This window comes from Pseudonocardia spirodelae (assembly GCF_037727765.1).
Classification (GTDB): domain Bacteria; phylum Actinomycetota; class Actinomycetes; order Mycobacteriales; family Pseudonocardiaceae; genus Pseudonocardia; species Pseudonocardia spirodelae.
In genome coordinates, this window is the sequence record NZ_JBBJUP010000015.1 from 122,792 (window position 1) to 144,576 (window position 21,785).

Below are 21,785 nucleotides of genomic sequence, written 5' to 3' on the forward strand. Positions count from 1 at the left end.
CCGCCCGGCGGGACGGCCGCGGGCCCTCACCCGTCCCGGCGCCGGGCCGACACCGCCTCCCGCAGCAGCCGCACCGCGTCCGGCAGCGCCCCCGGCCGCAGCACCGGCGCCAGCCCCACCACGCCGCGCAGCCCGGTCCACCAGCGGACCTGCCCGTCGGTGCGCAGCACCCCCACCCCCGGGGTCCGGCAGCCCGCGACGGCGGCGGGCAGGTTCGGGTAGATCTCGGCGAGCCGCGGCTCCCGGCAGGACCGTGCCCGCACCCGCACCGTCACGCAGCCGGGCAGCTCCTGCGCGATCCGCGAGCAGGGGGCGCAGGCCGCGTCGTGCACCACCACGAGCTCCCGGATCCGCGTGCGCGCCACGCGGCCATCATCGCCGCACGCCGCGCCGTCACCGCAGCAGGGCCGCCGCCAGCTCGACGGGGTGCGACAGCATCGGGTGGTGCCCGCCGGGGACCACCTCCGGCACCACGCCGCGCAGCCGCCGGGCGAGCATCGTGCGCACGAACGCGGCGGGGAACAGCTTGTCCTCGCGGCACAGCAGGTAGCGGGTCCGCACGTCCGGCCAGGCGTCGCGCGGCCAGGGCTGGTCGAACGGCGTCGCCGACTGCGCGCGCTCGTGGCGCAGCGCCTCGTCGGCCACCGGCTCGTCGACGTCGTGGTAGAAGAGCGCGACGACGTCGTCGGGGTCGCGCCCGTCGCGCGCGTCCTGCGCGGCCCGGGCCGCGCCCTGCCCGGTCGCCTCCCACCAGTCCGACGCGGACTCCCCCGGCGCCGGCACCATCGCCGTCACCAGGACGAGCTCACGGACCGCGAGCCGGTCGCAGACCAGCGGAGCGCTGAACCCGCCGAAGGAGTGCGCGACGACCACGAGGTCGCCCGGGTCGCTCCCCACCGCCGCGACGACGGCGTCGGCGTAGGTCTCCAGCGTGGCGGTGTCGTCGTCGCAGGGCAGCTCGGCGGGCACCGCGCGGTGCCCGCGGCGGGTCAGCTCCGCGGCGAGCGGGCCGAGGTACCAGGTGTCGCTCCCCGCCCCGGGGACCAGCGCGAACGTCGTCATGTCCACTACGACCGGTCCCGGCGGGCGGACTCATCGGCCGCGCGCGGGTACCGTCGGCGACCCACCCGCGAGGAGGCCCGATGAGCGACCCGACCCCGCAGCCCGAGCCCGCCGTGCCCGACCCGGTCGAGCCCGCGTCGGGCTGGACCGACTCCGGTGCGCCGACGTTCTCCCGGGTCCGCGAGACCGTCGAGGCCCGTGCGGCGACCGCGGGCGCCGCCGCCGGGCTCGCCGCCGACGACGACCGCGCCCGCGAGGCCGAGGACGCGTTCGCCGAGCGCGAGCGCCGGGCGGCCGAGCGGCTCGCCGAGATCCGCCGCTCGCTGGGGGGCTGACCCGCCGCACCCCGCGCGCGGCCGCCGCACCCCGGACGGCGGGTGCGACGCCCGCCGCCGGGGCACGGGACCCCGCTCAGTCCGCCTTGCGGCGGAAGATCTTGTCCCCCAGCCAGACCAGAGGGTCGTACTTACGGTCCACCGCGCGCTCCTTGAGCGGGATCAGCGCGTTGTCGGTGATCTTGATGTGCTCGGGGCAGACCTCGGTGCAGCACTTGGTGATGTTGCAGTAGCCCAGCCCGTGGTCCTCCTGCGCCTCGGCCGCCCGGTTGCCGTGGGCGTCGAGCGGGTGCATGTCGAGCTCGGCCATCCGCATCAGGTAGCGCGGCCCGGCGAACGCCTCCTTGTTCTCCTCGTGGTCGCGGACCACGTGGCAGGTGTTCTGGCACAGGTAGCACTCGATGCACTTGCGGAACTCCTGGCTCCGCTCGACGTCGACCTGCGCCATCCGGTACTCGCCCGGCGCGACCCCCTCGGGCGGGGTGAAGCTCGGGATCTCCCGGGCCTTGGTGTAGTTGAACGACACGTCGGTGACGAGGTCGCGGATCACCGGGAAGCTGCGCAGCGGCGTCACGGTGACGATCTCGTCGTCGGCGAAGGTGTTCATCCGGGTCATGCACATCAGCCGCGGGCGGCCGTTGATCTCCGCCGAGCAGGAGCCGCACTTGCCGGCCTTGCAGTTCCACCGCACGGCGAGGTCGCCGGCCTCGGTGGCCTGCAGCCGGTGGATGACGTCGAGGACGACCTCGCCCTCGTTGACCTCGACGGGGTAGTCGACGAGCTCGCCCTTGGTGTCGTCGCCGCGCCACACCCGGAAGTGGTGCAGGTGGGTCTGCTTGTTCTCGGTCGACGTCATCAGGCGCCCTCCCCCGCGTCCGAGCGGTGCCCGCCCAGCTCCTCGCCGGTGTAGTACTTCTTCAGCTCGTCCATCTCGAACAGGTCGAACAGGTCGGACCGCATCGGGATCTGTTCCTGGCGGGTCAGCTCGACGTCGTCCTCGCCGATGGCCCGGCAGACCAGCAGCAGATGGCGCCAGTCGGAGTCCATGACGGGGAAGTCGTCGCGGGTGTGCCCGCCGCGCGACTCCTGGCGCTCCAGCGCCGCCTTGCCCGTGCACAGCGCGACGAGCAGCATGTTGCGCAGGTCCAGGGCCAGGTGCCAGCCCGGGTTGAACCGGCGGTGCCCCTCCACCGAGACGGTGCGCGTGCGGGTCGCGATGTCCTCGAGCTTCTTCAGGGCGAGCTCCATCTCGTCGCCCTTGCGGATGATCCCGACGAGCTCGTGCATCGTCTTCTGCAGCTCCTGCTGCACGACGAACGGGTTCTCCCCGCCCGCGGTCGCGCTGGAGAACGGCAGCATCGCCCGCTCCAGCGCCGCGGTCACGTCGGACTCGGCGACGGCCGGGCGCCCCCGGTCCGCGTGCTCCGCGGCGTGCAGCCCGGCGCGGCGGCCGAACACCAGCAGGTCCGACAGCGAGTTGCCGCCGAGCCGGTTGGAGCCGTGCATGCCGCCCGCGACCTCGCCCGCGGCGAACAGCCCGAGGACCCTCGACATCGCGGTGTCCGGCTCGACCTCGACCCCGCCCATCACGTAGTGGCAGGTCGGGCCGACCTCCATCGGCTCCTTGGTGATGTCGACGTCGGCCAGCTCCTTGAACTGGTGGTGCATCGACGGGAGCCGCTTGAGGATCTCCTCGGGCTTGAGCCGGGTGGAGACGTCGAGGAACACCCCGCCGTGCTCGGTGCCGCGGCCCGCCTTGACCTCGGAGTTGATCGCGCGGGCCACCTCGTCGCGGGGCAGCAGCTCCGGCGGGCGCCGGTTGTTGTCCGGGTCGGTGTACCAGCGGTCGCCCTCCTCCTCGGAGGTGGCGTACTGCTCCTTGAACACGTCCGGCACGTACTCGAACATGAACCGCGTGCCGTCGGTGTTGCGCAGCACGCCGCCGTCGCCGCGGACGGACTCGGTGACCAGCAGGCCCCGCACCGACGGCGGCCAGACCATGCCCGTCGGGTGGAACTGCAGGAACTCCATGTTGATCAGCGTGGCGCCGGCGCGCAGGGCCAGCGCGTGGCCGTCGCCGGTGTACTCCCAGGAGTTCGACGTGACCGAGTAGCTCTTCCCGACCCCGCCGGTGGCCAGCACGATCGCCGGGGCGTCGAAGCGCACGAACCGGCCGTCGCCGCGGAAGTAGCCGAAGCAGCCGGAGATCGCGGCCGGGCCGCCGTCGGTGGGGGTGGTGAACAGCTCGGTGATCGTGCACTCGTGGAACACCCGGATGCGCGACTCCGCGTCGCCGGTCTCGGCGAGGTCCTCCTGCTGCAGCGAGACGACCTTCTGCTGCAGGGTGCGGATCAGCTCCAGGCCGGTGCGGTCGCCGACGTGCGCCAGCCGCGGGTAGGTGTGCCCGCCGAAGTTGCGCTGGCTGATCTTGCCGTCCTTCGTGCGGTCGAACAGCGCGCCGTAGGTCTCCAGCTCCCAGACCCGGTCCGGGGCCTCCTTGGCGTGCAGCTCGGCCATCCGCCAGTTGTTGAGGAACTTCCCGCCGCGCATGGTGTCGCGGTAGTGGACCTGCCAGTTGTCGTTCGGGTTGGCGTTGCCCATCGACGCCGCGCAGCCGCCCTCGGCCATCACGGTGTGCGCCTTGCCGAACAGCGACTTGGAGATGATCGCCGTCCGCTTGCCCTGCAGGCGGGCCTCGATCGCCGCCCGCAGGCCGGCGCCGCCGGCCCCGATGACGACGACGTCGTACTCGTGACGCTCGATCTGCTCGTCGGTGTGGTCGGTCATGTCCGGGTTCACCCCACGATCCGGAGGTCGGTGATCCAGCCGGCCGAGACGGCCATGACGTAGAAGTCGGTGATCGCCAGGCTGGCCAGCGTCGCCCACGCGAACTGGTTGTGCCGCGTGTTCAGCTTCGAGACCTGGGTCCAGAGCCGGTAGCGCAGCGGATGCTTCGAGAAGTGGTTGAGCCGCCCGCCGACGACGCTGCGGCACGAGTGGCAGGACAGCGTGTAGCCGAACAGCAGGACGACGTTCGCGACCAGGACGATGTTGCCCAGCCCGAGCCCGAACCCGCCGTCGGGCTTCACGAACGCCAGCACCGCGTCGTAGGTGTTGATCAGCGTGATGATCGCGGCGATGTAGAAGAAGTAGCGGTGCGCGTTCTGCAGGATCAGCGGGAACCGCGTCTCCCCGGTGTAGCGCGCGTGCGGCTCGGCCACCGCGCAGGCCGGCGGGGACAGCCAGAACGCCCGGTAGTAGGCCTTGCGGTAGTAGTAGCAGGTCAGCCGGAACAGCAGCAGGAACGGCAGCGACACCGCCGCGTAGGGCAGCCACCAGACGTCGGGCAGGAACTGCCCGAAGTGCGACGCCTCCGGCGCGCAGCCGACCGAGACGCACGGCGAGTAGAACGGCGTCAGGTAGCCGTACTCGGGCACGAAGTAGAAGTCCTGCATGAAGGCCCGCACCGTGGCGTACGCGACCCAGGCGACGAACGCGACGAACGTCGCCAGCGGTGGCAGCCACCACCGGTCCGTGCGCAGCGTGCGGGCGGCGATCGTGGCCCGGCCGGAGGCCGTCACGCCGCCGCTGGTGTCAGTGGTGGATGACACGCGCGGGAGCTCCTGTCGTCTCGACGACGTCGACCTCGCCCGGCTCCCCGCGATACGGGGTCGAACACCTGACACGACGCCGTGTCCTTGCACTGGTCGTGCGAGACTACGACGCAGATCACATGTGATCTACGTCGGGTGCGCGATTGGCGGTCCGATCGAGACGTGGCTCACACGTCACCGCCCGTCGAGGCCCGATTCGCGCAGCGTGACGTTGAGCCGGCCCGACCGCAGGCCCGTCCCCGGTGGTCCCGGGTCGTCGAGCAGCCGGGGCACGCCGTGGTACGCGAGCCGGCTGGCGCCGCCGAACACCACCAGGTCACCGGAGTACAGCTCGACGTCGGTGAACGGCCGCCCCCGGTGCTCGGGGGTGCCGAGCCGGAACACACACGCCCGCCCGACCGACAGCGACACCACCGGCGCCCCCGAGCGCTCCTCGCGGTCCTGGTGCATCCCCATCCGGGCGTCGCCGTCGTAGACGTTGACCACCGCGACGTCCGGCCGGTACGCCGCCGCGTCCGGGTGCCCGGTCGCCGCGAGCGCGGACCGTCCGAGGTCGGCCAGCCACCCCGGGACCGGCGGGACGGGCGAGCCGTCCTGGTCGTCGCGGGTGCGGGAGTAGCGGTAGGGCAGCCAGTGCCACCCCAGGCAGACCGAGCGCACCGACATGACCCCGCCCCCGGGCAGCGTCACCGTCCGCAGGCCCGGGCCCGCGCGCACCCAGTCGCGGCAGGCGTCGGCGAGACGGCGCTGCCCGGGCAGGTCCAGCCAGTCCGGCACGTGCACCGCGCCGGGCCCGAGCCCGCGCCGCTCGCGGCCGAACAGCCCGTCCATGTCCCCACCCCCGCGACGCACGACGGCCCGGGCACGCCCGCGTGCGGGGCGGCCCGGGCCGTCGGGACGGCGTGTCCTACTTCTTCTTACCGCCCACCGTCGCCGCGAGGTAGTCGCGGTTGAGCTGGGAGATCACGTCGAGCGGGATCTCCTTGGGGCAGGCGGTGGCGCAGGCGCCGGTGTTGGTGCAGCCGCCGAAGCCCGCGGCCTCGTGCTCCTCCACCATCGTCACGACGCGGTCGTAGCGCTCCGGCTGGCCCTGCGGCAGCTCGCCCAGGTGGGTCAGCTTGGCGCCGAGGAACAGCGACGCCGACCCGTTCGGGCAGGCCGCGACGCAGGCGCCGCAGCCGATGCAGTTCGCCGCGGCGAACGAGCGGTCCGCGGCCGCCTTCGGCACCGCGTTGGAGTTGGCCTCCGGCGCCGACCCGGTGTTCACCGAGACGTAGCCGCCGGCCTGGATCATCTTGTCGAACGCCGCGCGGTCGACGACCAGGTCCTTCAGGACCGGGAACGCCCCCGAGCGGAACGGCTCGATGACGATCGTGTCGCCGTCGGAGTAGTGGCGCATGTGCAGCTGGCACGTGGTGGTGGCGCGCTGCGGGCCGTGCGGACGGCCGTCGATGACCATGCTGCAGGAGCCGCAGATGCCCTCGCGGCAGTCGTGGTCGAACGCCACCGGCTCGTCACCGGACAGGATGAGCTTCTCGTTGAGCACGTCGAGCATCTCGAGGAACGACATGTCCTCGTCGGCCTCGACGCTGTAGTTGACCAGGCGACCCTTGTCGACCGCGTCGCGCTGGCGCCAGACCTTCAGGTTGAGCTTCACGGGGTCCTCGCCTTACTTGTAGCTGCGCTGGGTCGGGTGCACGTACTCGAACGTGAGCTCCTCCTTGTGCAGGACCGGAGCCTGCCCGCGGCCGGTGTACTCCCAGGCCGAGGTGAAGGAGAAGTTCTCGTCGTCGCGCTGCGCCTCGCCGTCCTCGGTCTGGCTCTCACCGCGGAAGTGGCCGCCGCAGGACTCGCGGCGGGCGAGCGCGTCGAGACACATGAGCTCGCCGAGCTCGAGGAAGTCGGCCACCCGGCCGGCCTTCTCCAGGCTCTGGTTGAGCTCCGCGCCCGTGCCCGGCACCTTGACGTTGCTCCAGAACTCGCGGCGCAGCTCGGGGATGCGGTCCAGCGCCTTGCGCAGGCCCTCCTCGGTCCGCTCCATGCCGCAGTAGTCCCACATGATCTGGCCCAGCTCGCGGTGGAAGGAGTCCACCGTGCGGGTGCCGTCGATCGACAGGAACTGGTCGATCCGCTCGTTCACCGACTGCACGGCCTCGACGACCTCGGGCGCGTCGTCGCCGACGGCGTCGAGCTCGTTCTTGGCCAGGTAGTCGCCGATGGTGACCGGCAGGACGAAGTAGCCGTCGGCCAGGCCCTGCATCAGCGCGGACGCGCCGAGGCGGTTCGCGCCGTGGTCGGAGAAGTTCGCCTCGCCCGCCACGTAGAGACCCGGGATCGTCGACTGCAGGTCGTAGTCGACCCAGAGCCCGCCCATCGTGTAGTGCACGGCGGGGAAGATCCGCATCGGGACCTCGTAGGGGTTCTCCCCCGTGATCCGCTCGTACATCTCGAACAGGTTGCCGTACTTGTTCTCGACGGCCTTGCGCCCGAGGCGCTGGATGGCGTCGTCGAAGTCCAGGTAGACGCCCAGGCCCGACGGTCCGACGCCGCGCTTCTCGTCGCAGACCTCCTTGGCGGCGCGCGAGGCGATGTCGCGGGGCACCAGGTTGCCGAACGCCGGGTACTTGCGCTCGAGGAAGTAGTCGCGCTCGTCGTGCGGGATCTCGTTCGGCCCGCGGTCGTCGCCGAGCTTCTTCGGGACCCACACGCGGCCGTCGTTGCGCAGCGACTCCGACATCAGGGTCAGCTTCGACTGGTGGTCGCCGGAGACCGGGATGCAGGTCGGGTGGATCTGGGTGAAGCAGGGGTTCGCGAACAGCGCGCCCTTGCGGTGCGCCCGCCAGGAGGCGGTGACGTTGCAGCCCTTGGCGTTGGTCGACAGGTAGAAGACGTTGCCGTAGCCGCCGGAGGCGAGCACGACCGCGTCGGCGGTGTGCACCTCGATCTCGCCGGAGACCATGTCGCGCGCGACGATGCCGCGGGCGCGCCCCTCGACGACGATCAGCTCCAGCATCTCGTGCCGGGCGTACATCTCGACGGTGCCGGCCTTCACCTGGCGCTCCAGCGCCTGGTAGGCGCCGATCAGCAGCTGCTGACCGGTCTGGCCGCGGGCGTAGAACGTCCGGGAGACCTGCACGCCGCCGAAGGAGCGGTTGTCGAGCAGACCGGCGTAGTCGCGGGCGAACGGGACGCCCTGCGCGACGCACTGGTCGATGATCTGCCGCGAGATCTCCGCGAGGCGGTGGACGTTGGACTCCCGCGCGCGGAAGTCGCCGCCCTTCACGGTGTCGTAGAACAGCCGGTAGACCGAGTCGCCGTCGTTGCGGTAGTTCTTCGCCGCGTTGATGCCGCCCTGCGCCGCGATCGAGTGCGCCCGGCGCGGGCTGTCCTGGTAGCAGAAGGTCTTGACGTGGTAGCCGGCCTCGCCGAGCGTCGCGCTCGCGGAGCCGCCGGCCAGGCCGGAGCCCACGACGATGATCTTCTTCGAGCGCTTGTTCGCCGGGTTGACGAGCTTGACGCCGAAGCGGCGGCGCTCCCAGCGGGTCTCGATCGGACCCGAGGGCACCGCCTTGTCGACGACCGGCTCACCGGTCGCGTAGTCGGCGTAGGAGACGTGGTGGGAAGAGGCGTCAGTCATGGGTCAGACCACTCCGAACGTGACGGCGAGGGGCACCGAGATGAAGCCGAGCGTGAGGACGGCGGCGACGACGGTCGACACCGCCTTGATGGTGCGCTCCCGGCTGTTCGACGACCACCCGAGCGTCTGGATCCCGGAGAAGATGCCGTGCTGGACGTGGAACCCGAGCGCGACGACCGCGAGGACGTAGAACAGGGTGACGTACCAGCGGCCGGGGGTGAAGTCGGCCGCGAGGTTGTCGGCCACCGCCAGGTGCACGCCGTTCGGGTTCAGCGTGCCCGCGGTGAGGTCGAGCAGGTGGTAGATCACGAACAGCACGATGATGACGCCGCCCCAGCGCATGGTGCGGGCCGCGTAGCTGCCCTTGACCTGGTAGGAGCCACCGGCGTACTTGACCGGACGCGCCCGCCGGGCACGCAGGGCCAGCAGCGTCGCCGACCAGATGTGCGCGACCACCGAGACCAGCAGCACGACCCGGACGATCCAGAGCATGCCCGAGTAGGGCAGCGCGGGCTCCAGGATGGTGCGCAGCCAGGCCGCGTAGTGATCGATCGACTCGGGGCCGAAGAAGATCTTCAGGTTCCCGATCATGTGCAGGACGACGTAGAGCAGCAGGAAGACCCCGCTCACCGCCATCACGAACTTCAGCAGCGCACTGGGAGTGCGCGGGCGCCGGGGCATGGCGGGCTTCGCTCCGCCTGCCCGGGACTTCTCGGACATCGTGACCACGGCCTCTAGTGGACATACCAACAGGTGAGGCGGTCCAATGCATGAAACGGCCGACGGTCATAGCCGTAAGCTATGCACGTGACACTTCAGCAGCTCATGTACTTCGTGGCTGTGGCACACGTGCGCAGCTTCACTCGCGCGGCCGACCAGGTGGGTGTCGCCCAGCCGACGCTGAGCCGGTCGCTGCGCGCCCTGGAGGACGAGCTCGGCGCCCCCCTGATCAACCGCGGCGCCGCGGTCACCCTGACCCCGGCCGGGGAGGCCGTGCTGCCGCTCGCCCGTCGCATGCTCGCCGACTCCGACATGGTGCGCACGACGGTGGCCGAGCTCGTCGGACTGCGCAGCGGGCGGGTACGGGTCGGCGCGACGCCGTCGCTGTGCATCGGCGTGCTGTCCGACGTGCTGCGCGTGTTCCACGCCCGCCACCCCGAGGTCGCCGTCGAGCTGGCCGAGGACGGCTCGCAGCCCCTGGAGGCCGCGCTGGTGCAGGGCGCGCTGGACGTCGCGCTGGTGATCGTGCCCCCCGACGGCGTCGACCCGACCCTGCACACCGCCCCCCTGCTGCGCGAGCGGCTCTCGGTCGCCTCCCCGCGGGCGCGCCGGCCGCTGACCGCACGCGGGTCGATGACCGTCGCCGAGCTGGCCCGCCACGACCTCGTCATGGTCCGGCGCGGCTACGACCTGCGGGAGGTGACGCTGCGGGCCTACGCGGAGGCCGGGGTGACCCCGCGGATCGCGGTGGAGGGCGGGCAGATGGACGCGGTGCTGCGGATGGTCGAGGCCGGGACCGGGGTGGCGGTGGTGCCCGACCTGACCTTCATCGGACGCCCGCGGCTGCGCCGCACGGTGCTCAACCCGGCGCTGTACCGCACGGTCGCGCTGGCGCGCCGCGCCGACATCGCGCCGACCCCGGCGGTGATCGCGTTCGCCGACACCCTGCTCGAGCACATGTCCGACACCTCGGTGTCGCTGCGCGACGGCTCGACCGACGTGCAGGTGCTGCACCGGCACCGCAGCGGGCGCGAGCTGCTCGGCTGAGCCGCGCCCCGGCTCAGTCCGGGACCGGGTAGACCGGCGGCGGGTCGCCGGGGGCGCCGGGCGGGTGCGGGTCGATGACGGCGAGGTGCTCCAGCGTCCCGGTCACCTGCAGGACCCGCCGCACCGCGCGCGACACCCCGCAGAACAGCTCCAGCTCCACCCCCGCGTCGACGGCGGAGCGCCGGCAGGCCAGCAGGGCCGCCACCCCGGCCGAGCCGAGGAACCGCACGGCGGACAGGTCGAGCACGATCCGCGGCGCGGCCGCGCACCAGGCGTCGACCTGATCGGCGAGGAACCCGGCCGTGGCCGCGTCGATCTCGCCGCGCACGTGCAGGGCCACCGGCCCCGCCGGGTGCGGGACGGCCTCCACGGCCAGCCCGCCGCCGTCGGCGGTGCGGGCGGAGAGGCCGGGCACGCCTCCGGGCCCGTCCGTCCGCTCGGTCATGTACCGGCCGCCTCCCGCGGGGCGCTGCACCGCCGCGCGGCACAGAGTGCCAGCCCGCGGCGAAGATCGCCGGACGGCCGCCGTCGGCGCGCGGGGCGCCGCCGGTCTCCCTACGCTCGCGACGTGGCCCATCACGACCTCGTCATCGTCGGCACCGGCTCCGGGAACATGATCGTCGACGACCGGTTCGCGGGTCTCGACGTCGCCCACGTCGAGGCGACCCGGTTCGGCGGGACCTGCCTGAACGTCGGGTGCATCCCGACCAAGATGCTGGCCTACACCGCCGAGGTCGCCGAGACCGTGCGGGCGGCGTCCTCGCTCGGGGTGGACGCCCGCGTCGAGCGGGTGCGCTGGCGCGACATCCGCGACCGGGTCTTCGCCCGGCTCGACCCGATCGGCGACGAGGGCCGCGCCTACCGCCGCGCGCACGGCACCGTCCACGAGGGCGCCGCCCGCTTCACCGGGCCCCGCGCGATGACGGTGGACCTGGCCGGCGGCGGCACCGCGGAGCTCACCGCGGACCGGATCGTGCTCGCCGTCGGCGGGCGCCCGGTGGTCCCGCCGCCGGTGGCCGACTCGGGAGTGCCCTTCGACACCTCGGACACGATCATGCGGATCGACGAGCTCCCCGAGCACCTGGCGATCATCGGCGGCGGCTACATCGCGGCGGAGTTCGCGCACGTCTTCGGCGGTCTCGGCTGCCGCGTGACGATCGTCGAGAACGCCGGCACGCTGCTCGGCGGCATGGACGAGTCGGTCGTCGAGCGGTTCACCGAGGCCGCGCGGGAGCGTTTCACCGTCCACACCGGGCACGCCGTGGAGAAGGTGACCGGCGCCGCGGGCGACGTGCGCCTACACCTCGACGACGGCACCGAGATCCGGGCCGACCGGCTGCTCGTCGCGGCCGGGCGCACGCCCAACTCCGACCGGATCGACGCGGGCGCGGGCGGCGTCGACGTCGACGACGCCGGCCGCGTCGTCGTCGACGGGTTCGGGCGCACCTCGGCCGAGGGGGTCTGGGCGCTGGGCGACGTCTGCACCTCGCACCCGCTCAAGCACGTCGCCAACCACGAGGCCGAGGTCGTCGGGCACAACCTCGCCCACCCCGGCGACCTGCGGGCAGTCGACCACGACCTGGTGCCCGCGGCGGTGTTCACCACCCCGCAGATCGGCACGGTCGGGCGCACCGAGCAGCAGTGCCGCGAGGAGGGCCTGTCCTACCGGGTCGGCATGACCGACTACGCCGACGTCGCCTACGGCTGGGCGATGGAGGACGAGCGCGGGTTCTGCAAGGTGCTCGTCGCGCCGGACGGCACGCTGCTCGGCGCGCACGTGCTCGGCCCGCAGGCCTCCACCCTGGTGCAGCAGCTGGTGCAGGCGATGGCGCTGGGCGTCACCGCCGCGCGCCTGGCCGAGGTGCAGTACTGGATCCACCCCGCGCTGACCGAGGTGATCGAGAACGCGCTGCGCGACGCGGCCGAGGAGGACTAGGCGCGCCGCTCCGCCAGCTCGGTCACCACCGCCAGCGCGACGACGACGGCGAGCACCACCAGCCCGATCGCGATCGCGGGCAGCGCGTGCCCGGCCGCCAGCGCGGCCGTGGCCGCCACGACCAGGACCGCGGCGGCCACGTACCGCGAGCGGCCGACCGTCCCCGTCCGTCCGCGCAGGTAGAGGGTGTTGCCCGCGATGTAGAGCAGTGGCCCGCCGACCGAGGTCAGGACCAGCGCGGGCCCGTTCTCGGGGTGGGTGAGGTGCAGCTCGATCGCGACGGCGAACACCACCGCACCGGCCACCATCAGCCCGTGGGCGTAGGCGAAGGCGGCGCGGGCCGCCCGGACCGAGGCGTCCCCGGCGCCGGCGCGGCTGCCGTGCCCGGCCAGCGCGAAGTAGGACCACCACAGCGCCACCAGCCCGACGAACCCGAGCAGGGTGATCAGCACCGCGTAGGGCGTCACGACCTCCAGGTCGGTCAGCGTGAAACCCATGATCAGGATGGACTCGCCGAGCGCGATGATGAACACCAGGCGGTTCCGTTCGGCGAGGTGCTCGAGGTCGACCGGCCAGTCGGTCATCGGGGTGCGCCCCAGGCCCGGCACCCGGTACTCGGCCCGCGGGCCCGCGATGTCCACGGCGACCGCCAGCGCCCACACCACGAGCCGGGCCACCGGCGGCAGGAACGCCCCGGCGACGAACAGCACCGACGCCGCGGTGCTCCACACCAGCAGCAGGCGGTAGTTGCGGGCGAGCACGTGCCCGCGCATCGTGACGACCAGGAACAGCGGTCGACCGATCTGCGCGGTGGCGAAGCACAGCGCGAACAGCAGGCCCCCGCCGCCGAACGCCGCGGGCAGCGCCAGCGCCATCCCCAGCGCGGCCAGCATGAGCCCGGCGTTGAGCAGCCGCACCGACGTCCGGCCCGGGTCCAGATAGTTCATCGCCCAGGCCGAGTAGTTCCACAGCCACCACACCGCCGCGAACAGCACCGCGGTCTCCAGCGCCCCGACCGGGGTGAGGTGGTACAGCAGCGTGTGCGAGACCTGCACGATCGCGAACACGTAGACCAGGTCGAAGAACAGCTCGACGGGGGCGACCTCGGAGTCCCCGGCGGGGCGCATCAGCCGGGGCCGGGTGTCCTGAGTGGTCATCGGCGGGGTCCCTTCACCGTGTCGTCGCGACGAAGGGTAGTGCGGAGCGCAACGATGGCCGGGTGACCCTCGGCCTGCGCCCGATGCGCCCCCGCGACCCCGACGAACCGCACCGCGCGGCGAGCCCGCTGGAGCTGTTCTTCGACCTCGTGTTCGTGGTCGCGGTGTCGCTGTCCTCGGCGGGGCTGCACCACGCCGAGTCCGGCGGGCACGTCGGCGCCGGCGTGGGGTCCTACCTGCTGGTGTTCTTCGGCATCTGGTGGGCGTGGATGAACTTCACCTGGTTCGCCTCCGCCTTCGACGTCGACGACTGGCTCTACCGGGTCACGACGCTGGTGCAGATGGCGGGCGCGCTGGTGCTCGCGGCGGGCAGCCCGGCGGCGATGGAGGGCCACGGCTACGGCGTCGTCGTCGCCGGGTACGTGATCATGCGGCTCGCGATGGTGACCCAGTGGCTGCGGGCCGCGCGCTCGCACCCGGAGCTGCGGCGCACCGCGCTGCGCTACGCGGGCGGGATCACCGTGATGCAGCTGCTGTGGGTCGGGTGGGCGCTGTGGGTGCCGCACCCGGCCGGGTTCGTGCTGCTCGCACTGGGCGAGGTCGCGGTGCCGGTGCTCGCCGAGCGGGCGCGGAGCACGCCGTGGCACCCGCACCACATCGCCGAGCGCTACAGCCTGTTCACCCTGATCCTGCTGGGCGAGTCGGTGCTCGCGTCGACCACCGCCGTGGTCGACGCGCTGTCCTCGGCGCAGCACCTGGGCCCCCTGCTGCTGCTCTCGGCCTGCGGGCTGGTGCTGGCCGCGGGGATGTGGTGGACCTACTTCTGCCGCGAGCAGCACGAGCACGTGCGCGTCATGCCGCGGGCGCTGGTGTTCGGCTACGGCCACTACCTCGTCTTCGCCGCCGCCGGGGCGTTCTCGGCCGGCATCGAGGTCGCCGTGGACGTCGACACCGCCGCGGCGGGGCTGTCCGCCGCCGCGGCCGGGGCGACGCTGACGGTGCCGGTCGCGCTGTTCGTGCTGGGCATCTGGGCGCTGGCGATCCGGCCCACGCTGACACCGGGGCGCAACGCGGCCGTCGTCGCGCTCACGGTGCTGCTCGGCTGCTCGGCGCTGGTGCCGTTCACCCCGGTGGTCGCCGCGGTGCTGATGGTGGCCGTGGTCGTGACCGTCGAGACCGCGCGTGACGTGGTGCGCCACGCGGTGTCCTGAGAGGCTGGGGACATGCCCGGCAGCGACGACACGGTCGTCACCCACGACACCGGCCACCACCGCTACGAGATCCTGGTCGGCGGGACCGTGGTCGGGCGGGCCGAGTACGTCGACGCCCACGAGCAGCGGATCTTCCACCACACCGTGATCGACCCGGCCCACGAGGGCCACGGGCTCGGCTCCACCCTGGTCCGCTTCGCCCTCGACGACACCCGCGCCGCCGGGCAGCGGATCGTGCCGGTGTGCCCGTACGTGCGGCACTGGGTGGCGACCCACCAGGGCTGGGCCGACATCCTCGACCTGGTGACCCCGGACGCCGTCGCCACCGCCCGCCGGTGGTCGGCGCGATGAGCAACGTCGAGACCGCCCCGGAGGAGGTCGTCTGCGGCGGCGACGCCGCGGCGCCGGAGCTCGTGACCCCGCGCGACGTGCCGCTGGGCGGGCCGCGCGCGATGACCGTGCGGCGCACCCTGCCGCGGCGCACCCGGTCCCTGATCGGGGCCTGGTGCTTCGTCGACCACTACGGCCCCGACCGCGTCGCCCGCACCGGCGGGATGGCCGTGCCGGGGCACCCGCACACCGGGCTCGCGACGGTGTCGTGGCTGTTCACCGGCGAGGTCGAGCACCGCGACACCACCGGCGCGCACGCGATCGTCCGCCCCGGCGAGCTGAACCTGATGACCGCGGGCTCGGGCATCGCGCACTCGGAGTTCTCGACGCCGGGCACCGAGGTGCTGCACGGGGTGCAGCTGTGGCTGGCGCTGCCGGCGGCGCACCGTGCCACCGCGCCCGCGTTCACCCACCACGCCCCGCCGCGCGTGCAGGCCGGACCGGCCGCGCTGCGCGTGTTCCTCGGGTCGCTGGCCGGGTCGACCTCGCCGGTGGCGACGTTCTCGCCGCTGCTCGGCGCCGAGGTCGTGCTGCCCGCCGGGGCGACCGTGCGGCTGGACGTCGACCCGGGGTTCGAGCACGGCGCGCTGGTCGACACCGGCTCCGCGCGGGTCGCCGGGACCGGTGCGGCCCCGGGCGAGCTGGTCTACACCCCGCCGGGGCGGACGACGCTGGAGCTGACGGCCGGCGACGACGGCGCGCGCCTGGTGCTGCTCGGCGGGCGGCCGCTGGGCGAGCGGATCGTCATGTGGTGGAACTTCGTCGGCGCCTCGCACGACGAGGTCGCCGCGTACCGCGAGCAGTGGGAACGCGAGCGCGCCGCCGGCGGCGACCCGGGCGGCCGGTTCGGGGCCTTCCCGCAGGCCTGGACCTCGACGCTGCCCGCGCCCGAGCTGCCGAACGCGCGGCTCACCCCGCGGGGCTGACCCCCGGCTCGGCCCGCACGACCACCACCACGCGGCGCAGCTGCTCCAGCAGCAGCTCCGCGGCGCGGCCGTCGTGGGCGACGACGAGGTCCACGCGCCCGACCTCGCCGGACAGGTCGACCTGCAGCGAGCGCACCGCCCAGCGGCGCGACCGCAGCACGGTCATGACCTTCAGCAGGCCGTCGTCGGCACCGGTGAGCAGCAGCGAGACGGCGTGGCCCGCGGCCGGTGCCGTCGGCCCGGGGGCGTCGTCGGTGGCGGCGGGCGGGGCGGTGAGGGCGTTCATCGGATCTCCGGTGTTCGGCGTCGAACGGGCGATCCGGCCAGGTCCGGCGGGCACGACGTGCCACGCGCCGGCTCCCTGGGTTCAGCCGGCGCGTCGGGTAATGATCCGCCCACGCACGGTCCCAGGGTAACAGGCGTCACCACCCCCGGCAGCGGTGTCGTGATCGTCGGCGCGGATGCTGGGGCCGTGCGGTACGTGGCGATCGGGGACAGCTTCACCGAGGGCGTCGGCGACGAGGGCCCGGACGGGGTGCCCCGCGGCTGGGCCGACCGGGTCGCCGCCGGGCTGGCCGGCGCCACCGGCGAGACCGTGCACTACGCGAACCTGGCCGTGCGCGGGCGGCTGCTCGCCGACGTCGTCGGGCCGCAGCTCGACGCCGCGCTCGCCCTCGACCCGGTGCCGACGCTGCTCACCCTCAACGGCGGGGGCAACGACATGCTGCGCCCGCACGCCGACCTCGCCGAGCTCGCCCGCCTCACGGTCGGCGCGGTGGACCGCTGCGCCGCGGCGGGCGTCCGGCTGGTGCTGCTCAGCGGGGCGGACCCCTCGGCGCGGCTGCCGTTCGGGCGGCTGGTGCACCGGCGCGGCGCCGAGCTGTCGGCCGGGGTGCGCAGCCTCGCGGCCGGGCGCGAGCTGACCTTCGTCGACGTCTTCGCCGACACCGAGATCCGCCGCCCGCGCTACTGGTCGCCGGACCGGCTGCACCTCGGGCCGTCCGGGCACGTGCGCGCGGCCGGCCTGGTGCTGGACGCGCTCGGGGTGCGCGGGTCCGCGCCCGCCGCCGTCGCGGCGCAGGACCCGCCGCGGGCGGTCGCGGGCGAGCTGGCCTACTACCGCCGGCACGTCCTGCCGTGGGTGGGGCGACGGCTGCGCGGCCGCTCGTCGGGTGACGGCCGGCCGGCCAAGGCACCGTCGTGGACCGAGGTCGCGGCGCCCTGACCGGCGACGCTCACAGGTCGGCCAGCGCCGAGAGCGGGGACTCGACCGCGTCGGCGACGAAGCGCAGGAACCCGCCCGCGGTGCCGCCGTCGCAGACGCGGTGGTCGAAGACCAGCGACAGCTGGGTGACCGAGCGCGCCACGACCTCGCCGTCGACGACCCACGGGCGCGGGATCACCCGTCCGACGCCGAGCATGGCGACCTCGGGGTGGTTGATGATCGCGGCGCTGCCGTCGACGCCGAGCACGCCGTAGTTGTTGAGCGTGAACGACCCGCGGGTGAGCTCGGTGGCGGTGACCGAGCCGTCGCGGGCGGCGGCGGTCAGGCGGCGGATCTCGGTGTCGAGGCCCCGCATGCCGAGCCGGTGCGCGTCGGCGACCGAGGGGACGACGAGGCCGCGGCCGGTCTGCGCGGCGATGCCGAGGTGCACGCCGTCGAGGTGCAGGATCTCCCCCGCCGCGGTGTCGACGCGCGCGTTGAGCTCGGGGAAGCGGGCCAGACCGGCGACGACGAACCGCGCCAGGATCGCGAGCAGGCCGACCGGGCGGCCGTCCGTGCCGGTCAGCTGCGGGCGCAGGGCGAGCAGGTCGGTGGCGTCGACGTCGACCCAGGTCGTCGCCTCGGGGATCTCGGCGCGGCTGCGGGTGAGGGTCTCGGCGACCGCGCGGCGGACCCCGCGCAGGGCGACGACCTCGCGGACGGGCAGGCCGGTGCGCGCGTCGCGGCGGGCCGGACCCGCGGGGCCCTCGGGGGCCGCACCGATGGGGGCGGTGCCGGTGGGGGCGGTGCCGGTGGGGGCCTGCGGGGTGGCGGGGACGGCCGGGTCCGCGGCGGCCCGCGCGGCCGCGGCGACGGCGACGTCGTGGCGCAGCACCATCCCGCCCGGGCCGGTGCCGGGGATCGTCGCGACGTCGAGGCCCAGGTCGCGGGCGAGGCGCCGGACGACCGGGGACCGCACCGGTCGCCGCTCCCCGTCGCCCTCCGGGGCACCGGGGGCGTCGGGGGTGCCGGTCGTGGCGGACGCACCCGGCGACCGCGGCGGCGCGGTGTCCGGCGCGGTCGCCGGCGCGGCCTCCGACGTGGCGGCCGGTGCCGGGACCGGGGCGACCGGCGACGGGGCGGTCGCGGCGGCGGGACGCGCGGGCTGCGGGGCCCGCCCGGCCCGTCCGGGGCGCCGCCGCCGTCGCGACCCGGGCGGCTCCTCGGTGGTGCCGTAGCCGATCAGGACGTTGCCCGACCCGGCCCGCTCCTCCTCGCGGTAGGTCTCGGCCGCCGACCCCTCGGCACCGACCGACACCAGCGGCGCACCGACCCGCAGCGTCTCGCCCTCCGCGCCGTGGCGGGTGAGCACCGTGCCCGCGTACGGCGAGGGCACCTCGACCACGGCCTTGGCCGTCTCCACCTCCGCGACGGGCTGGTCGACGCCGATCGTCTCGCCGTCGTCGACGAGCCAGCGGACCAGCTCGGCCTCGGTGAGCCCCTCCCCCAGGTCGGGCAGCGTGAACACCTGGGCGCTCACGCGGCGTCCTCCCAGCCGAGGGTGTCGATCGCGTCGAGGACGCGGTCCACGCCGGGCAGGTGGTGCTGCTCCAGCTTCGGCGGCGGGTAGGGCACGTCGAAGCCGGTCACCCGGCGCACCGGCGCCTCCAGGTGGTGGAAGCAGCGCTCGGACACCCGGGCGGCGATCTCGGAGGCGACCGAGGCGAACCCCGGTGCCTCGGCGACGACGACCGCCCGCCCGGTGCGCCGGACCTGCGCGCAGACCGTCTCGTCGTCGAAGGGCACGATCGAGCGCAGGTCGACGACGCCGACGTCGAGGCCCTCGGCCTCGGCGGCCGCGGCCAGCGCGACCGGGACGGTGGGGCCGTAGGCGATCAGCGTGACGTCGGCGCCGGGGCGGCGGAGCACGGCGCGGCCGATCGGCGGGACCGGGACGGCCGTGTTCACCTCCTCCTTGGTGAAGTAGTGCTTCTTCGGCTCCAGGAACACCACCGGGTCCGGTGACTCGATCGCGGCGCGCAGCAGGCCGTAGGCGTCGGCGTTGGTGGCCGGCGCGACGACGGTCAGCCCGGCGGTGTGGGCGTAGTAGGCCTCGGAGGAGTCGCAGTGGTGCTCCACCCCGCCGATCCCGCCGGCGTAGGGCACCCGGATCACCATCGGCAGCCGCATCCGGCCCGAGGTGCGGTTGCCGAACTTCGCGACGTGGCTGGCGATCTGCTCGAACGCCGGGTAGGCGAAGGCGTCGAACTGCATCTCGACGACCGGGCGCAGCCCGTTCATCGCCATCCCGACCGCGGTGCCGACGATGCCGGACTCCGCGAGCGGGGTGTCGAAGCAGCGGCGGTCGCCGAACTGCGCGGTCAGCCCGTCGGTGACCCGGAAGACGCCGCCGAGCGGGCCGACGTCCTCCCCGAAGACGACGACCGTCGGGTCGGCGGTCATCGCGTCGCGCAGCGCGGTGTTGATCGACCGGGCCATGGTCAGCTTGACCGGCTCGGTGGGGTCGGCGGTGCTCACGGCGTGACCTCCAGCTCGGCGCGCAGCAGGTCGCGCTGTTCGCGCAGCTGCGGGGTGGGGTGGGCGTAGACGTGCGCGAAGAGCTCCTCGGGGTCGACCGGGCCCTCGGCCGCGATGCCGGTGCGCAGCGCGGCGGCCATCGCCTCGGCGTCGTCGGCGACCGCCTGCTCGGCGGCGGCGTCGAGGTGCCCGGCGCCGGTGAGCCAGGCCCGGACGCGGCGCAGCGGGTCGCGGCCGGCCCAGGAGGCGACCTCGGACTCGTCGCGGTAGCGACCGGCGTCGTCGGCGTTGGTGTGGGCCTCCATGCGGTAGGTGTCGGCCTCCACCAGCGTCGGGCCCTCGCCCGCCCCGGCGCGGTCCACGGCGTCGTCGAGCACGGACAGCAGGGCGGCGAGGTCGTTGCCGTCGACGCGGACGCCCGGCATCCCGTAGCCGACGGCCTTGTCGGCGAGCCGCGCCGCGGCGCTCTGGCGGTGCAGCGGCACCGAGATCGCGTACTTGTTGTTCTGCACCAGGAACACCACCGGTGCGCGGAACACCGCCGCGAAGTTCAGGGCCTCGTGGAAGTCGCCCTCGCTGGTCGCGCCGTCCCCGCACAGCGCCATGACGACGGTCGGCTCGTCCTTCAGCCGGGCCGCGTGCGCGACGCCGACGGCGTGCAGCAGCTGCGTCGCCAGCGGGGTGGCCTGCGGGGCGACCCGGTGGGCGGCGACGTCGTAGCCGCAGTGCCGGTCGCCGCGCAGCATGGTCAGCACCTCGACCGGGTCGACGCCGCGCGCGACGATCGCGGCGGTGTCGCGGTAGGTCGGGAACAGCCAGTCGGCCCCCGACAGCACCATCGCCGCGGCCACCTGGCAGGCCTCCTGCCCGCGCGAGGACGGGTACACCGCGAGCCGCCCCTGGCGCACCAGCGCACCGGCCTGCTCGTTGAGGCGCCGCGCGCGCACCAGGGCGCGGTAGCCCTCCAGCAGCCGGGCGGGCGCGGGGAGCTCGGCGCCGGGGACGGCGGTGCCGTCGGGCTCCAGCAGGCGGACGGTCTCCTGACGGTCGGGCACGGCCACTCCCTCGGTCGGCGCTGGCGAGGACACTGTGCATCGAGAATGACGCATCAGCCGTACGATCGGCCATGATCGTGGAGATCACGAGACGAACGACCGCAAGCCGCGATCACCGCGGGACGGGTGGTCCCGGTCACCCCGCTCCCGCGGTGCCCGGCGAGACGAACGGAGGACCCGCGTGCTGGACGAGATCGACCGCCGGATGGTCGCGGAGCTGCAGCGCGACGGACGGCTGTCCGGCCGGGCCCTCGCGGAGCGGCTGACGATCTCGCGCGCGAACGCCTACGCCCGCCTGGCCCGCCTGGTCGACGACGGCGTCGTCACCGGGTTCACCGCGCAGGTCGACCCGGAGAAGGTCGGGCTGCACACCTCGGCGTACGTGACCCTGACCGTGCGTCAGAACAGCTGGCGCGAGCTGCGCGAGCAGCTGCGCGCGATCCCCGAGGTGCGCCACATGGCGCTGGTCGGCAGCGACTTCGACGTGCTGCTGCTCGTGCGCACCACCGGCAACGACGCGCTGCGCAGCGTCGTGCTCGAACGCCTCCAGGCGCTGCCCGCGGTCGTCTCCACCCGGACGATCCTGATCTTCGAGGACGAACAGCTGTGACCCGGCGGGTCAGCGGCGGTCCTTGAGGCGCTGCAGCTTCCCGACCGAGCGCTCCAGGGTGTCGGGGTCGACGACGTCGCACGTCACGCTCACCCCGACGGTCTCCTTGACCGCCCGGACCAGCTCGGCCGCCGCGCCGTCGCGGCGGTCGGCCGGGGTGTCGTGGCGGGCCTCGACCCGCACCGTCATCGCGTCGAGCCGGCCCTGTGTCGTGAGTTCCAGCTGGAAGTGCGGGGACAGCCCCGGGGTGCGCAGCACGATCTCCTCGATCTGGGTCGGGAAGACGTTCACCCCACGCAGGATGATCATGTCGTCGGACCGGCCGGTGATCTTGGCCATCCGG

The 21,785-nt window shown here is 73.9% G+C and carries 23 protein-coding genes and 1 pseudogene; 8 read left to right on the forward strand and 16 right to left on the reverse strand.

The window, feature by feature from the left end; all coding sequences use genetic code 11:
* Positions 1-26: 26 nt before the first annotated feature.
* Together WJX68_RS18565 and WJX68_RS18570 are read right to left on the reverse strand one after the other, a co-directional pair.
* Positions 27-365 carry a hypothetical protein gene (locus WJX68_RS18565; protein WP_253068382.1) on the reverse strand — a complete coding sequence of 113 codons (339 nt, stop codon included), beginning with the start codon at positions 363-365 and terminating at the stop codon, positions 27-29.
* A gap of 28 nt (positions 366-393) precedes the next feature.
* Positions 394-1,062, reverse strand: a complete 669-nt coding sequence (locus WJX68_RS18570; protein WP_340292678.1) for an alpha/beta hydrolase — start codon at positions 1,060-1,062, stop codon at positions 394-396.
* A gap of 80 nt (positions 1,063-1,142) precedes the next feature.
* On the opposite strand from WJX68_RS18570, the gene WJX68_RS18575 reads away from it, so the two are divergent.
* Complete coding sequence (locus WJX68_RS18575) at positions 1,143-1,397, forward strand: hypothetical protein (RefSeq protein WP_340292680.1); 255 nt, start codon at positions 1,143-1,145, stop codon at positions 1,395-1,397.
* 76 nt (positions 1,398-1,473) lie between these two features.
* Here WJX68_RS18575 and WJX68_RS18580 read toward each other — a convergent pair whose 3' ends face one another.
* From WJX68_RS18580 to WJX68_RS18610, 7 genes are all read right to left on the reverse strand, one after another.
* Positions 1,474-2,253 (reverse strand): succinate dehydrogenase/fumarate reductase iron-sulfur subunit, encoded by a 780-nt coding sequence (locus tag WJX68_RS18580; RefSeq protein WP_340292681.1) that lies wholly within the window; start codon positions 2,251-2,253, stop codon positions 1,474-1,476.
* Complete coding sequence (locus WJX68_RS18585; RefSeq protein ID WP_340292683.1) at positions 2,253-4,184, reverse strand: fumarate reductase/succinate dehydrogenase flavoprotein subunit; 1,932 nt, start codon at positions 4,182-4,184, stop codon at positions 2,253-2,255. Before WJX68_RS18585 ends, WJX68_RS18580 begins: the two co-directional genes overlap by 1 nt.
* Before the next feature lie 8 nt (positions 4,185-4,192).
* Positions 4,193-5,008 carry a hypothetical protein gene (locus WJX68_RS18590; protein WP_340292685.1) on the reverse strand — a complete coding sequence of 272 codons (816 nt, stop codon included), beginning with the start codon at positions 5,006-5,008 and terminating at the stop codon, positions 4,193-4,195.
* A gap of 177 nt (positions 5,009-5,185) precedes the next feature.
* Positions 5,186-5,842: an alpha-ketoglutarate-dependent dioxygenase AlkB family protein gene (locus tag WJX68_RS18595; RefSeq protein WP_340292687.1), complete on the reverse strand. Its 657-nt coding sequence runs from the start codon at positions 5,840-5,842 to the stop codon at positions 5,186-5,188.
* 76 nt (positions 5,843-5,918) lie between these two features.
* Positions 5,919-6,668 carry a succinate dehydrogenase/fumarate reductase iron-sulfur subunit gene (locus WJX68_RS18600; protein WP_340292689.1) on the reverse strand — a complete coding sequence of 250 codons (750 nt, stop codon included), beginning with the start codon at positions 6,666-6,668 and terminating at the stop codon, positions 5,919-5,921.
* 12 nt (positions 6,669-6,680) lie between these two features.
* On the reverse strand, positions 6,681-8,648 hold the full coding sequence (locus WJX68_RS18605; protein WP_340292691.1) for a fumarate reductase/succinate dehydrogenase flavoprotein subunit: 1,968 nt from the start codon (positions 8,646-8,648) through the stop codon (positions 6,681-6,683).
* Between the two features lie 3 nt (positions 8,649-8,651).
* Positions 8,652-9,329, reverse strand: a complete 678-nt coding sequence (locus tag WJX68_RS18610) for a succinate dehydrogenase cytochrome b subunit (protein ID WP_340292693.1) — start codon at positions 9,327-9,329, stop codon at positions 8,652-8,654.
* Between the two features lie 126 nt (positions 9,330-9,455).
* On the opposite strand from WJX68_RS18610, the gene WJX68_RS18615 reads away from it, so the two are divergent.
* Positions 9,456-10,415 carry a LysR family transcriptional regulator gene (locus WJX68_RS18615; protein ID WP_340292696.1) on the forward strand — a complete coding sequence of 320 codons (960 nt, stop codon included), beginning with the start codon at positions 9,456-9,458 and terminating at the stop codon, positions 10,413-10,415.
* Positions 10,416-10,428: 13 nt separating this feature from the next.
* On the opposite strand, the gene WJX68_RS18620 is transcribed toward WJX68_RS18615, so the two are convergent.
* Complete coding sequence (locus tag WJX68_RS18620; RefSeq protein ID WP_340292698.1) at positions 10,429-10,860, reverse strand: STAS domain-containing protein; 432 nt, start codon at positions 10,858-10,860, stop codon at positions 10,429-10,431.
* Positions 10,861-10,983: 123 nt separating this feature from the next.
* Between WJX68_RS18620 and WJX68_RS18625 the strand changes: the two genes are divergently transcribed.
* Positions 10,984-12,351, forward strand: a complete 1,368-nt coding sequence (locus tag WJX68_RS18625; RefSeq protein ID WP_340292700.1) for a mycothione reductase — start codon at positions 10,984-10,986, stop codon at positions 12,349-12,351.
* Here WJX68_RS18625 and WJX68_RS18630 read toward each other — a convergent pair.
* Entirely contained in the window at positions 12,348-13,508 is a 1,161-nt protein-coding gene (locus WJX68_RS18630) for a low temperature requirement protein A (RefSeq protein ID WP_340292703.1), read from the reverse strand. The genes WJX68_RS18625 and WJX68_RS18630 overlap by 4 nt on opposite strands.
* A 62-nt stretch (positions 13,509-13,570) precedes the next feature.
* On the opposite strand from WJX68_RS18630, the gene WJX68_RS18635 reads away from it, so the two are divergent.
* Genes WJX68_RS18635 through WJX68_RS18645 form a run of 3 tightly spaced genes read left to right on the forward strand, consistent with a single transcriptional unit; the run spans position 13,571 to position 16,035 of the window.
* A complete protein-coding gene (locus WJX68_RS18635) occupies positions 13,571-14,719 on the forward strand; it encodes a low temperature requirement protein A (protein WP_340292705.1) in 1,149 nt (382 codons plus the stop codon).
* 12 nt (positions 14,720-14,731) lie between these two features.
* Entirely contained in the window at positions 14,732-15,070 is a 339-nt protein-coding gene (locus WJX68_RS18640) for a GNAT family N-acetyltransferase (RefSeq protein WP_340292707.1), read from the forward strand.
* Positions 15,067-16,035, forward strand: a complete 969-nt coding sequence (locus tag WJX68_RS18645; protein WP_340292709.1) for a pirin family protein — start codon at positions 15,067-15,069, stop codon at positions 16,033-16,035. The genes WJX68_RS18640 and WJX68_RS18645 overlap by 4 nt, the downstream gene beginning before the upstream one ends.
* Here WJX68_RS18645 and WJX68_RS18650 read toward each other — a convergent pair.
* Entirely contained in the window at positions 16,019-16,321 is a 303-nt protein-coding gene (locus WJX68_RS18650; protein ID WP_340292712.1) for an ACT domain-containing protein, read from the reverse strand. The genes WJX68_RS18645 and WJX68_RS18650 overlap by 17 nt on opposite strands.
* Positions 16,322-16,507: 186 nt before the next feature.
* On the opposite strand from WJX68_RS18650, the gene WJX68_RS18655 reads away from it, so the two are divergent.
* A complete protein-coding gene (locus tag WJX68_RS18655; RefSeq protein ID WP_340292715.1) occupies positions 16,508-17,260 on the forward strand; it encodes an SGNH/GDSL hydrolase family protein in 753 nt (250 codons plus the stop codon).
* 10 nt (positions 17,261-17,270) lie between these two features.
* Here the strand turns inward: WJX68_RS18655 and WJX68_RS18660 are convergent, their stop codons facing one another.
* Genes WJX68_RS18660 through pdhA form a run of 3 tightly spaced genes read right to left on the reverse strand, consistent with a single transcriptional unit; the run spans position 17,271 to position 20,832 of the window.
* On the reverse strand, positions 17,271-18,779 hold the full coding sequence (locus tag WJX68_RS18660) for a dihydrolipoamide acetyltransferase family protein (protein ID WP_340292718.1): 1,509 nt from the start codon (positions 18,777-18,779) through the stop codon (positions 17,271-17,273).
* Positions 18,776-19,738, reverse strand: a complete 963-nt coding sequence (locus WJX68_RS18665; RefSeq protein ID WP_340292737.1) for an alpha-ketoacid dehydrogenase subunit beta — start codon at positions 19,736-19,738, stop codon at positions 18,776-18,778. Before WJX68_RS18665 ends, WJX68_RS18660 begins: the two co-directional genes overlap by 4 nt.
* 35 nt (positions 19,739-19,773) lie before the next feature.
* Positions 19,774-20,832, reverse strand: a complete 1,059-nt coding sequence (gene pdhA, locus WJX68_RS18670) for a pyruvate dehydrogenase (acetyl-transferring) E1 component subunit alpha (RefSeq protein WP_422785727.1) — start codon at positions 20,830-20,832, stop codon at positions 19,774-19,776.
* A 181-nt stretch (positions 20,833-21,013) separates the two neighbouring features.
* Here pdhA and WJX68_RS18675 point away from each other — a divergent pair, with 181 nt between their 5' ends.
* Complete coding sequence (locus tag WJX68_RS18675; RefSeq protein WP_340292721.1) at positions 21,014-21,442, forward strand: Lrp/AsnC family transcriptional regulator; 429 nt, start codon at positions 21,014-21,016, stop codon at positions 21,440-21,442.
* Positions 21,443-21,451: 9 nt separating this feature from the next.
* On the opposite strand, the pseudogene WJX68_RS18680 reads toward WJX68_RS18675, so the two are convergent.
* Positions 21,452-21,785: pseudogene (locus WJX68_RS18680) on the reverse strand (phenylacetate--CoA ligase); the annotation flags it as partial.

What these genes read in the sequence shown, in the direction of transcription:
- WJX68_RS18650 (WP_340292712.1), bottom strand. Translation starts at nt 16,321, where the DNA reads ATGAACGCCCTCACCGCCCCGCCCGCCGCCACCGACGACGCCCCCGGG.
- WJX68_RS18580 (WP_340292681.1), bottom strand. Translation starts at nt 2,253, where the DNA reads ATGACGTCGACCGAGAACAAGCAGACCCACCTGCACCACTTCCGGGTG.
- WJX68_RS18585 (WP_340292683.1), bottom strand. Translation starts at nt 4,184, where the DNA reads ATGACCGACCACACCGACGAGCAGATCGAGCGTCACGAGTACGACGTC.
- WJX68_RS18605 (WP_340292691.1), bottom strand. Translation starts at nt 8,648, where the DNA reads ATGACTGACGCCTCTTCCCACCACGTCTCCTACGCCGACTACGCGACC.
- WJX68_RS18645 (WP_340292709.1), top strand. Translation starts at nt 15,067, where the DNA reads ATGAGCAACGTCGAGACCGCCCCGGAGGAGGTCGTCTGCGGCGGCGAC.
- WJX68_RS18610 (WP_340292693.1), bottom strand. Translation starts at nt 9,329, where the DNA reads ATGCCCCGGCGCCCGCGCACTCCCAGTGCGCTGCTGAAGTTCGTGATG.
- WJX68_RS18575 (WP_340292680.1), top strand. Translation starts at nt 1,143, where the DNA reads ATGAGCGACCCGACCCCGCAGCCCGAGCCCGCCGTGCCCGACCCGGTC.
- WJX68_RS18570 (WP_340292678.1), bottom strand. Translation starts at nt 1,062, where the DNA reads ATGACGACGTTCGCGCTGGTCCCCGGGGCGGGGAGCGACACCTGGTAC.
- WJX68_RS18620 (WP_340292698.1), bottom strand. Translation starts at nt 10,860, where the DNA reads ATGACCGAGCGGACGGACGGGCCCGGAGGCGTGCCCGGCCTCTCCGCC.
- WJX68_RS18630 (WP_340292703.1), bottom strand. Translation starts at nt 13,508, where the DNA reads ATGACCACTCAGGACACCCGGCCCCGGCTGATGCGCCCCGCCGGGGAC.
- WJX68_RS18640 (WP_340292707.1), top strand. Translation starts at nt 14,732, where the DNA reads ATGCCCGGCAGCGACGACACGGTCGTCACCCACGACACCGGCCACCAC.
- WJX68_RS18595 (WP_340292687.1), bottom strand. Translation starts at nt 5,842, where the DNA reads ATGGACGGGCTGTTCGGCCGCGAGCGGCGCGGGCTCGGGCCCGGCGCG.
- WJX68_RS18665 (WP_340292737.1), bottom strand. Translation starts at nt 19,738, where the DNA reads ATGGCCCGGTCGATCAACACCGCGCTGCGCGACGCGATGACCGCCGAC.